The organism is Streptomyces sp. NPDC054847 (assembly GCF_053610925.1).
Genome location: NZ_JBSGZJ010000249.1, coordinates 1 through 10,442, shown reverse-complemented (window position 1 = coordinate 10,442; position 10,442 = coordinate 1). Strand labels below are relative to the sequence as shown.

The 10,442-nt window shown below is 72.3% G+C and carries 12 protein-coding genes; 4 read left to right on the top strand and 8 right to left on the bottom strand.

What is annotated here, in order from left to right; all coding sequences use genetic code 11:
* Positions 1-84: 84 nt before the first annotated feature.
* Positions 85-714: an alpha-ketoglutarate-dependent dioxygenase AlkB gene (locus tag ACWGH4_RS22595; protein ID WP_441263938.1), complete on the bottom strand. Its 630-nt coding sequence runs from the start codon at positions 712-714 to the stop codon at positions 85-87.
* 191 nt (positions 715-905) lie between these two features.
* Here ACWGH4_RS22595 and ACWGH4_RS22590 point away from each other — a divergent pair, with 191 nt between their 5' ends.
* Positions 906-1,175 (top strand): chaplin, encoded by a 270-nt coding sequence (locus ACWGH4_RS22590; RefSeq protein ID WP_453463699.1) that lies wholly within the window; start codon positions 906-908, stop codon positions 1,173-1,175.
* A gap of 113 nt (positions 1,176-1,288) precedes the next feature.
* On the opposite strand, the gene ACWGH4_RS22585 is transcribed toward ACWGH4_RS22590, so the two are convergent.
* The 3 genes from ACWGH4_RS22585 to ACWGH4_RS22575 form a co-directional block, all read right to left on the bottom strand.
* On the bottom strand, positions 1,289-2,149 hold the full coding sequence (locus ACWGH4_RS22585; protein WP_453463696.1) for a tyrosinase family protein: 861 nt from the start codon (positions 2,147-2,149) through the stop codon (positions 1,289-1,291).
* Between the two features lie 19 nt (positions 2,150-2,168).
* Entirely contained in the window at positions 2,169-2,714 is a 546-nt protein-coding gene (locus ACWGH4_RS22580; protein WP_453463693.1) for a tyrosinase family oxidase copper chaperone, read from the bottom strand.
* 147 nt (positions 2,715-2,861) lie between these two features.
* Positions 2,862-3,362, bottom strand: coding sequence for a hypothetical protein (locus ACWGH4_RS22575; protein WP_453463690.1), 501 nt, complete (start codon positions 3,360-3,362; stop codon positions 2,862-2,864).
* A gap of 162 nt (positions 3,363-3,524) precedes the next feature.
* On the opposite strand from ACWGH4_RS22575, the gene ACWGH4_RS22570 reads away from it, so the two are divergent.
* Positions 3,525-4,790 carry a cytochrome P450 gene (locus tag ACWGH4_RS22570; RefSeq protein WP_453463687.1) on the top strand — a complete coding sequence of 422 codons (1,266 nt, stop codon included), beginning with the start codon at positions 3,525-3,527 and terminating at the stop codon, positions 4,788-4,790.
* Positions 4,791-4,847: 57 nt separating this feature from the next.
* Here the strand turns inward: ACWGH4_RS22570 and ACWGH4_RS22565 are convergent, their stop codons facing one another.
* On the bottom strand, positions 4,848-5,348 hold the full coding sequence (locus ACWGH4_RS22565) for a DUF5949 family protein (RefSeq protein WP_453463685.1): 501 nt from the start codon (positions 5,346-5,348) through the stop codon (positions 4,848-4,850).
* A gap of 116 nt (positions 5,349-5,464) precedes the next feature.
* Entirely contained in the window at positions 5,465-5,983 is a 519-nt protein-coding gene (locus tag ACWGH4_RS22560; RefSeq protein WP_453463682.1) for a DUF4352 domain-containing protein, read from the bottom strand.
* 190 nt (positions 5,984-6,173) lie between these two features.
* Between ACWGH4_RS22560 and ACWGH4_RS22555 the strand changes: the two genes are divergently transcribed.
* On the top strand, positions 6,174-6,437 hold the full coding sequence (locus tag ACWGH4_RS22555; protein WP_453463679.1) for a hypothetical protein: 264 nt from the start codon (positions 6,174-6,176) through the stop codon (positions 6,435-6,437).
* 31 nt (positions 6,438-6,468) lie between these two features.
* Here ACWGH4_RS22555 and ACWGH4_RS22550 read toward each other — a convergent pair whose 3' ends face one another.
* Together ACWGH4_RS22550 and ACWGH4_RS22545 are read right to left on the bottom strand one after the other, a co-directional pair.
* On the bottom strand, positions 6,469-7,668 hold the full coding sequence (locus tag ACWGH4_RS22550) for an NAD(P)-binding domain-containing protein (RefSeq protein ID WP_453463677.1): 1,200 nt from the start codon (positions 7,666-7,668) through the stop codon (positions 6,469-6,471).
* Entirely contained in the window at positions 7,650-8,954 is a 1,305-nt protein-coding gene (locus ACWGH4_RS22545; protein ID WP_453463674.1) for a carboxylate--amine ligase, read from the bottom strand. Before ACWGH4_RS22545 ends, ACWGH4_RS22550 begins: the two co-directional genes overlap by 19 nt.
* Positions 8,955-9,091: 137 nt before the next feature.
* On the opposite strand from ACWGH4_RS22545, the gene ACWGH4_RS22540 reads away from it, so the two are divergent.
* The gene (locus tag ACWGH4_RS22540) at positions 9,092-10,423 is read left to right on the top strand and encodes a glycosyl hydrolase (protein ID WP_453463671.1); all 1,332 of its coding nucleotides are present in this window, start codon (positions 9,092-9,094) and stop codon (positions 10,421-10,423) included.
* Positions 10,424-10,442 lie beyond the last annotated feature (19 nt).

Below are 10,442 nucleotides of genomic sequence, written 5' to 3'. Positions count from 1 at the left end.
GCTCCGCCATGCCTCCCTCCTCCGCCTTGCGATCGCACGCACCAGACCCCGCTCCCTGATCCGGCCTGATCCAAACGAGAGACCCTAGCGCACGCCCCGCGGCCGGTACTGGATGCTGATGCGCGGCCCGACCGGGCGCGCCGTCTTGAGGACGGCGTGCTCCCAGGTCCGCTGGCACGAGCCGCCCATCACGATCAGATCGCCGTGGCCGAGCGCCTTGCGCACCTGTGCGCCGCCGCCCCGCCGGGGCCGGAGCGCCAGCTCGCGCGGTGCGCCGACGGAGAGGATGGCGACCATCGTGTCCTCGTGCGAGCCGCGTCCGATGGTGTCCCCGTGCCAGGCGACGCTGTCCCGGCCGTCCCGGTAGTAGCAGAGGCCGGCGGTGCGGAACGGCTCGCCGAGCTCCTCGGCGTAGTGCCGCGAGAGGGCGTCCCGCCCCTCCTCAAGGACGGGATGCGGGAACGGGTCGTCCTCCCCGTAGTGGGCGAGGAGCCTCGGCACGTCGACCACCCGCTCGTACATCTGCCGTCGTTCCGCCCGCCAGGGCACGGTGCCGACGAGTTCGTCGAACAGGGCGTCCGCCCCGGAGAGCCAGCCGGGCAGGACGTCGATCCAGGCGCCGTCGCCGAGCACGGTGCGCCGGGTGTCGCCGAGCGGACCGAGACGGATCTCGTCGGTCTGGTCGAAGAGGGATCCCTGGAGATGTGCTGCCATGTCTCTCACCGTACCTCCGAAACCGAACAAACGATCGAGGATCGGCTTCGGGCGCTGCTCCCGCCCGGGCGGCCGGTCGGATCGAGCGACAAGTTTGATTTTGATCCGTTACCGCCCCGTCGGTTCCGGCGTTGAACGGAATGTGCTGGTCGCAATCCTGCGGCCCACTCTCGTCCTGCAAGGAGAAGTTGATGTCGCGTATCGCGAAGGCAGCCGCCGTAGTCGCCGGCACCGGTGCCATCCTGGCCGGCGGCGCCGGCATGGCTGCCGCCGACGCCGGAGCGCACGGTGGCGCTGCCGGTTCCCCCGGTGTCGTGTCCGGCAACGCGGTCCAGGTGCCCCTGCACGTGCCGGTCAACGTCTGCGGCAACACCGTGAACGTCATCGCCCTGCTCAACCCGACCTTCGGCAACCCGTGCGCGAACGTCGACGGTGGCCACCACGGCGCCTACGGCGGCTGACCACACCGACCGCTGCGGCCTCCCCTTCACCACTCCGGGGGAGGCCGCAGTCATGCCCGCCCCGGAAGGGCGGCGTACGCTGCCGGGGCCCGCCGCCCATACGGGACGTCCTGTCAGGCGTACCGGTAGAAGCGTGTGTGGTCCATGAGCGCCGACGGCCTGACGTCCCACGGCGGCATCGGCTCGTCGGCCGAGAAGACCCGCCCGTACTGCGGATCGGACCGCTCGAGCCTCTTGTCCGGCAGATAGCGGGATCCCGGGTGCGCCTTCTGCCAGCGCGTCCACAGCAGGTCCATGTACGCGTGGTGGAGCCAGAAGACCGGGTCGTCGGGAGAGGTGGCGCTCATCATCAGGCCGCCGACCCATCGGTGGACCCGGTTGTGCAGGCGCCAGCGTTGGGAGCCGCCGGCGCTCCAGCCCTCCATCCGGTTGCGGAAACCGCGGGGTACCGTGGAGTCCCACGGTGCGGCGTCGTAGAGCTGATCGTCCAGCGCCTGCGCCACCTCGGCCTTCGTCGGCAGCGACACCGGGTTGCCCGGTCGGCCCAGATCGCGGGTGAGGAAATGGCCTTCGGAGATCCGGGCGTCGATCCGCCAGTCACCGTTGACATGGGCGAAGGGGCCGGTCATGACCTGCCGGTCGCCGCGGCGTCCTGTGCCGCCCATGAGATCGTCGGCCCACAGCGACGAAGCGGGCGAGTTGTCCGTCGTCCAGTCCCAGTACGGGACGGACACACCAGGGTCGACCTGCTGCAGCGCCCGCTCGAACTCCAGCAGGAACCTGCGGTGCCAGGGGAAGAACGACGGCGTCATGTGGGCGGGACGGGGACGGTCCTCCGCGTCGGTGACGTAGTACTCGCCGTGCATCCTGACGAACTCGTCGTACCGGCCGGAGCGCTTGAGCTCAAGCAGCGCCCCGACCAGCCGCCGCTTCTCCGAACGGGTCAGGTTCCGCTGGTTCTTGCGGGTGTACACGGGCTGCCGGCCTCCCTGTTCAGGCGCTGTGCATGGCGGTCATGGGGGTCAAGGAGAGCTGGGCGTCGCCCAGTTCGTCGACGGCCGCGCGGGCCACGTCCCGCAGCGTCGGGAACGACTCGTAGTGGTTGACCAGGCTCAGGTACGTACCGTCGGCGCGCCGCATGACATGCAGCGGCCGGCCGTCGATACGGACCTCCACGCTCGGTGCCGGCCGGGCGCGCCCGGCGGGCCGGCCGGAACGGACCCGGTCGGCGGCCTCCCCGTCCACGTACGGGTCCTCGTCGTCGGCGGGGACCATCACGGTGGCGCTGCCCTGGATGTGCCGGCCCTGGTACGTCTCGGCGAACCGCTCCAGCGACCGGGACGTCGCAGCCCTGTTCCCGCCGGACTTTCCGGTGTCCCCGGTGTCCCCGCCGCGCCTGGCGAGGAGCGGCAGCAGCGCCCCGGCCGTGCCGGCGACGGCCCCGACGGTGAAGAGGCCCCGCAGTACCAGCCGGCGGGCGGGAGATCCACCGCCCGTCACCGCTCCGCCGTGGGTGGCGCCCCTGGTGCCCGTGCTCATGGCATCGCCCCTCCCGTCGGTGTCCTCACGCGATGACCGCTGCCGCCCGCGGACGTACCGCGACGCCGTGTCGACAACGGTTCTCGTGGGACAACGACGCCGCCGTCAAAGGGTTGCTCCCCCACCCGAGGGAGCAGACCGTGTCCGTCAGCGGAACAGCAAGGTGCCGGCCGGCGCGGCCTGGAGCACCGGCGCGACCAGCGCGGCATCCGGCAGAGTGGGCTCGGGCAGACCGAACGCACCGGTGGGGGCGGTCACGGGCGCGCCGAGCGACGCACCGGGGCTCGCCACCTTCACGTCCGACTCCGGGGCGAGCACCTCCGCGACGCCGAGGTTGCCCTCGCCGAGCGGGTTCTCCACCGGGACCTCCAGCAGGGTCCGGGGCAGTTCGCTGCTGAGGGGCACCGAAGGCAACGTGTCCTGCGGCACCAGGGTCCCGGTCACGTGCCGCGGCCCCTCCGGCGCGCCGGGCACGGGGACCGGCACACCGGTGCGCAGGTCCGGCGCCTCGACCGGTACCACTGTCTCCAGGCTCTCGAGCGGCAGGACGACAGGCACGGACGTCCCGGCGACCGCGGGCGCGGCCGCCACGGCCGAGCCCATGCATGCCAGTACCGCCGCCAGAGTTCCCCGAGTGGTCAACTTCATCGCTGTGTACGTCCCCTCATGTGCCGAACGGAGTCTCCGTCGTCCTGTCACAACGATCCGGACGGGCGGACCCGTGCAAATTCCGCCCGTCCGCAGCAATGTCGGGACGCATGCTGACGCCGCGATGGGCCAGCATGTGGCCCCGAGCACCTGGAGGTTGCCGTGGTGAGGACGATTCCCGGCCGGGCCGCTGCCCGGCCCGCCGCACACGCCCCCGAGACCGATCTGTCCGACCCGTCGTTCTGGCGGCTGCCGCGTCCTGCCCGGCTCGCCGCCTTCGCCGAGCTCCGCGCACGCGACACCCCCGTGCGGTTCGGGGACCGGCCCGGCTTCTACGCGCTGGTCCGGCACGCCGATGTGGCGGAGGCGAGCCGGCGCCCGCGTGACTTCGCCAGCGCGCCGGGCGTCACCACCCCGGAGCCGGCCTCCTGGGCCAAGGCGGTCTTCGGGAACTCCATGGTCAACATGGACGGTGCGGAACATGCCATGCTGCGCCGGATCGTGGCCCGTTCGTTCACGCCGAGACTGCTGGCCGCCACCGAGGACAACGTCCGGGAGGTCGCCCGGCGCATCGTCGGCGAGATGCTGGCGGGCCGTCCGCGGGACTTCGTCCCTTCGGTCGCCTCACGCATGCCCTTCGAGGTGATCTGCGACCTGATGGGCGTCCCCGGCGAGGCCCGCGCCGAGATCGCGGCCCGTATCGACCAGGCCTCCGAGAACGTGGGCGTGCAGCGCGGCCTGCGGTCCCGGCTGCGAATGCCCGGACGCGGACTGCGCGCCCTGGCCCATATGCAGCTGGTGATGGCGGGCCTGGCCCGTGAGCGGCGCCGCAGGCCCACGGGGGATCTCGTCTCCGCCCTGGTGTGCGCGGACGTGGACGGCCAGGCGCTGAACTCCCGGCAACTGGGCGCGTTCTTCTCGCTGCTGCTGGTCGCGGGCGTGGAGACGACGCGCAACGCGATCGCGCACGGGCTGTCGCTGCTCAGCGAACACCCCGAGCAGCGAGCCCTGTTGGAGTCGGACTTCGACGGGTACGCGGACGGCGCCGTGGAGGAGATCGTCCGTCACTCGACGCCGATCATCCAGTTCCGCCGCACGGTGGCCGCCGAGTGCGAGCTCGGCGGCCACGGCTTCCGTCCCGGCGAGAAGGTGGTGCTGTTCTACGCGTCGGCCAACCGTGACGAGGCCGTCTTCGACGATCCGGACGTCTTCGACATCACCCGCAGCCCCAACCCGCACCTGGGGTACGGGGGCGGCGGTCCGCACTACTGCCTCGGCGCGCACCTGGCCAGGCAGGAGATGAAGGCCCTGTTCCACGAACTGCTCACCAGGACCGGCGGCCTCCGGGCGGTCGGCGCGCCGTGCCTGGTCGACTCCAGCTTCGACAACCGCGTCGGGTCGCTCCGCTTCGCGTTCGACGCTCCCTGACCCGAGGGGCCCGGGCGGGAGTCTCCGGACGCGGACCTTCTGCCAGGAGGCCCGGTGTCAGCGGCGCAGCCGCGACACCGGCAGCAGTACGTGTGCCGAGCTGGTGAGGGTGGTCTCGTCTCCGAGGAAGGACTGGAAGGCCTCGTCGCTGACGGGCACGCCCGGGGTCCCCTCGGGCCACGGGCGGCTCGCGATCATGAAGTGGACGTGGCCGCGCCGGTCCGCGGCGGCCAGCCACTCCGGCGGCGCCGGGCACTGGGCCTTCAGGTAGGGCATGTTGACGACGGCCTGGCCGCCTTCGACCAGCAGCTGGATCGGGTGCGAGCCGTCGTGCGTGTGGTCGTGCATCTCGTCGCCGACGGTCAGCCCGAGCTCCGCGATCATCGCCAGGGCCTCCTCCTCCCCCGCGGCCGGCCCGTCGCTGCCGTCGCCGAGGGAGTAGGTGAGCAGATAGGGCGTGTCATGGCCCTGAGCGGGATCCCCGGTCCAGGCGAGCAGGGAGAGCGTGCCCAGCCGGCTGCGGTTCACGGCGGATCGGGGGGTGTTCGCTGTGGTCATGGATCGGCACCCTAGTGGCGGGCACGCCGACTACCGGCCCTCGTTCACCTGGACGGGGGAACCCGACGGCAAAGTGCCGTTCCCCGCCCTCGACGAGAGGCCGCCGCCGTTTTCCCTCACAGCCGCCAGGTGTGCCGCTCGCCGCCGACCGTGCAGTCGAGCGCCACGGCGCGGCTGCCGAAGGGCACTTCGAACACCAGCCATCCGTCGGCGTGTTCGCCGACGGTCAGCGTCCGTACCTTCAGCGGGGAGCCGGTGGTGAGCTCCCCCGAGCGGACGGCCGGGTGGCGCTTGCCGCGGTGGTCGACGACCCAAGTCCTGCCGAGGGGCGACTCGTGGGCCGTGCCGCCGACGTTGGCCAGGCTCAGCTCCACACCGACCCAGCGGTGTCCGGCGGCGGGCCGGGGCGCGGTCCCCTTCGCCACGGCGGGGTCGACGAACGCGCGCAGGGAGACCTGGAGATGCTCGCCGAACCGTGCGCCGCCGATGTCGGCGGTGTCGCCGATGCCGGCGGCGGCCGTCCGCGCCCCGGCGGACGCCCCGGGGGCCGGCTCCGCACCGGCGCCGCCGGTGCTCTGGCATGCGGTGAGGCCCAGGAGGAGTGCCGGCACCAGCACGGTCGCCATGTGTCGCATCGATCCCCTTTTCCGCGGCGCGCGTTGATGCGTATCTTCGGCTCCGCCAGGGGTGATCGGCCGCGGCACGCCCCGAGTCGTACGGGTGAATCTCACTGCCGCGGGCGACCGGCTCGAAAGGCCGTTCCACCCGTCCCCCACCACCGGGCCCGGGCAGTGACTTCGGCCCCGGCCGCGCGTTTGCGGTCATATGGCAAGGATTACCGCGCCGGCTCGATGGCAGCGCGTCCAGACGAGTACGGATCCGACGGCCGCGCCGACGGGCAGCAGTCCCATCTACGACCAACTGGCGCGTGAGTGGACGGCCGCCGGCCGCACCATGCCGGGCCGGCCGGACGGGGAGTGGACCAGGCTCAGCCTCTTCCCGCCCCCGCCCGTCCCGGAAGAGCCGGCCGCCAGGTCCGCTTCCCCGCAGTCCCGCAGGGGCTGGCTCTACGACCGGCACCCGGCCTGAGCGCACCGCCCCGGTCCTGCCGTCCGGCGTGTCATCGGCGCAGCCGGTGCCGCACACCGGCGACGAGCCGGTCGGCCGTGAACGCCGTGCCGTACACGAACCGCATGGCGGGGCCGAACGTCGGCGCGGTCAGCAGACCGGCGAAGAACAGCCCGGGGCAGCTCGACTCGAACCGGGGGGTCAGCGCCGGCGCCCGGCCGGTGCCCGCCCTGCGCAGCGCCTGGCGGAGACCGGGGTCAAGCAGGCCCAGCCGGTTCAGGTCCGGGACGAAGCCGGTCGCCGCGACGACATGGCCGGTATCGAGCGAACGGGTACCGCCGCCGGGCATGTTCAGCTCCAGCCGCACCCGGCCGTCGTCGCGCACCGAGGCCCGGCGGAGGCTGTGCCCGAGCAGTTCGGGCACCCGCTGTTCGTAGCGCTCGCGGAGCCACCAGGCGCCTGCCGGTCCGAGCGCGCCGGCCGTCAGGCGTTCCCGCAGGCCGGCGGGCAGCCGGCCGACCGCCCCGGGCAGTTGCGACCACGCCCAGGTGGTCCAGCCGCTGCCGAGACCGCTGAGCGGGGTGCGCAGGGTGCTCAGCCGCCCGCGCTGCTGCGGCAGGGGCACGGTGTTCCACCGGATCCGGTCCGTGCGGGCCACCAGTTGCGGCCGTGCCCCGTGCTCGGCGAGCAGGACCGCTGTCTCCAGCGCCGCCTGACCGGCTCCGACGACGGTGACGTCGAGGTCGCCGAACCCCCTCGGGTCCAGGTGGCCGCTGCTGTGCGAACAGAGGGCCGGGGGCAGTGACGCGAGCGGCTCGGGCACGCGCCGGAACGGCATGATGCCGACGGCGAGCGCCACCGTCCGCGCCTCGACGCCGTCGCCGTCCGCCGTCTCCACCCGGAAGCAGCGGGCCGACGGGACGACCCGGGTGACGGTCCGTTCCTCGACGGGCGGCGCCGCGTGCTCGGCGAACCACATGCCGTACCCGGAGAAGTCGGCGATCGGGAGCGGACGGCCGTGCGCCACCTCGAAGCCGCGGACGGCGGCGTAGTCGGCGAGGGTGTACTTGGCGCCCGGGTCCGACAGGTCGGAGGCCCAGGGCTCGGACTTGAGGAACATCCCTTCCGGCATGTGGTCCCGCCAGGACGCCATGGTTCTGCCGAACACCCGCAGGCTCATCCCCGCCGCGGCGGCGTGTGCCGCGACGGAGAGCCCGTACGGGCCGGCGCCGATCACTGCCAAGTCGTACATGATGCGGTTCCCGCTCCTTCTGGTGTGGCCTCTGGTCCGGCGATGGAAGGTGATGTCCGCTGCCGCGGCAGTGGTCGCAGGCGGTCCGTGCCCTTGACGAGGCCGCGTCGCAGCCAGGCGGCGGCCATGGCGAGGAACGGCAGCAGGTCGTCACGGGCGAACCAGGCGGTCTCGACCCCGCGGTGCGCGGCGCCGGCCCGTCCGGGGGCCGGGTGCCGGCGACCGGCGACCGCGGAGAGCAGCGCGTAGTTCTCCGCCACGAAGACCCGCCCCGGCCGGCCGGCCGCCCGTGGCACCTCGCTGCCGGTGAGGTCCAGGTAGAGGGACCGCACGACGTCGAGTCCGTCCTCGTCGGTGAAGAGCCGGAACTGCGCGCCGGGCCGCGGGTTGACGTCGAGGAGCCGGTAGGCACCGCCCGCCGGGTCACGCCGGAAGTCGAGGTCGAGGATCCCCCGGTACCCGGAGTGCGCCACCAGTTTGAGGGCCGCCGCCCGTACCTCGTCGTTGTGCTGCCAGCTGCCTTTCGCGGTCAGCCCGGCCCCGGGCGGCCAGGCGAGCTCCTTGCGGCCGGTGCCGCCGAGCAGCAGGTCGGACCGCCGGGAGAAGTAGCCGTGGAAGAACCAGTCGCAGTACGGCCCTTCGGGCAGCAGACGCTGGAGCACCAGCCTGCTGCCGGCCTGTCCGGTGCGCTCGAACAGGCGCTGCACCGCGCGGGACGAGGTGACGAGGCTGGTGCTGCGCAGGCCCGTCCGCGGGTCCAGCAGCCATGGCCGGCTCCACTTGGCGACCAGCGGCAGCCCGAGCTGCCGTACCGCGGCGGCGGCCTCGGCGGCGGTCTTCGGCACGACCGTTTCCGGGTGCGCGATCCCGGCCCGCTCGCACAGCCGTACCAGTTCGGCCTTGTCGGCGAGTGCCGCCGTGGCGTCGGCGGACTGGTCGGGGAAGAGGAACCGCGGGGCGAGACGGGGTGCGTTGGCGGCGATGCTGACGGCGCCGAGGTCGTCCATGGCGATGAGCACGGCGGGCCGGCCGATCCGGTCGGACACGTCGAGCAGCAGGCCGGCGAAGTCCTCCGGGCGGAGTTCGCCCGGAGGCCTGACATGGGCCCGGTGCAGATAGCGGGACCGGGCGACCGGGCTGCGGGCCGACTCGACCACGGCATGCACCTCCACACCGGCGCGGCCCAGCGATCTGACGGCTCCTAGGGTGCCGTGGTGAAAGGGATTCCGGTCGAGCCGGAGCACGAGAGCGGGCACTCCCGTGTCGATGATCGGCATTCGAGTCATACCTTTCACCTGGATGGTCCTGACGCGAGCGCGCCTCTTCGCTAATGGCCTACCGACTCCTCTTCGGGCAGCCCGTTCGTACGACTTTCTGCCTACGGTCGTTGCATCCCGGAACGGGCCCCACAGAGGAGGAATTCATGCCACCAAGGCGCCGTCTCATCCGCACGGGCATCGGAACGGTCACCGCCGGTCTCCTTGTCTCCAGCGCTGTTTCCGGAATATCGACCGCGGGTGCGGCCCCCCGCGCGAACGACGGTCCTGATTCTCCGGAGAAGCCACCGGTGGCCGTGGGGGCCTATCTCCACTACGGTCCGCCCGGTGTCGAGCGCATGGCCGAACTGTCCCGGTGGCTCGGCGGGCGGGAGTTGAAGGTCGCTCACACGTACCTCCCGGGCGACCGCTGGGCCAACATCGAGGGCCGGCCGGAGTTCCTGCGTCCGTGGGCCGACTGGCGGCGCGGCGCCGAGGACCGGATGTTCGTGCTCAACGTCCCGATGCTGGAGCGCAGCGAGGCGCGGCTGCCGGACGGCGCGGTCAGGGCGCTGCTGACCGCCGGGGCGCAGGGCAGCTTCGACAAGCACTTCCGCACCCTCGCGTCCCGGCTGGTCGAGGCGGGTGTCCCGGACACGGTGATCGTCCTCGGCTGGGAGATGAACGGCACGACGTACACGCACCGTTGCGCGCCGGACCCCGAGGCGTGGAAGGCGTACTGGAACCGCATCGTCACGGCCATGCGTTCCGTCCCCGGGCAGGAGTTCCGATTCGACTTCGCTCCGAATCGCGGTCAGGACGCCATTCCCTGGACCGAGTGCTATCCCGGTGACGACGTGGTCGACATCATCGGGATGGACTCGTACGACCAGCCTCCGGGCGGGACGTTCGACGAACAGGTGAATGCTCCGTACGGATTGCGGAAGCAGGTCGAGTTCGCCGCGGCGCACAACAAGGCGATCTCGTATCCGGAGTGGGGGCTTTTCCGGAACGGCGACAATCCCGAGTACATGCGCCGCATGCTCGAATGGATCGACCGTCACAAGCCGCTCTACCAGACGATCACAGACTACTGCCCGCACGGGGTGTGGCAGTGCGAAGACAATCCGCAGTCCTCGAAAGTGTTCCGCTCGAAGATGTATGCGAAGCCCGGTCCCGCGGAGCCCACGCCCGCCGAACCCGGCCCTGTCGAGCCGGCGCCTGTCGAGCCCGGCCCGGTCGAACCGGGTCCCGTCGGGCCCGATCCCTCGGAGCCCGGGCCGCTGGAGCCGCCCGCCGAACCGTCACCGGCGCAGCCCGCACCGCCGGACGGCACCGACCCCGGTGTGCCGCTCCCGTCGCCACTGCCGGACGACGTCGTGACGAACCCCGTCGACTGGTGCGTCCCCATGGATCTCGGGGACTGGGTCGCCGAGTGGGTGGGAGGCCGGCAGTTCTGTGTCGAGTTCCCGTGGCCGCTCGGACAGCCGGGCTTCTGACGCGGAAGCCGGCCGGCGG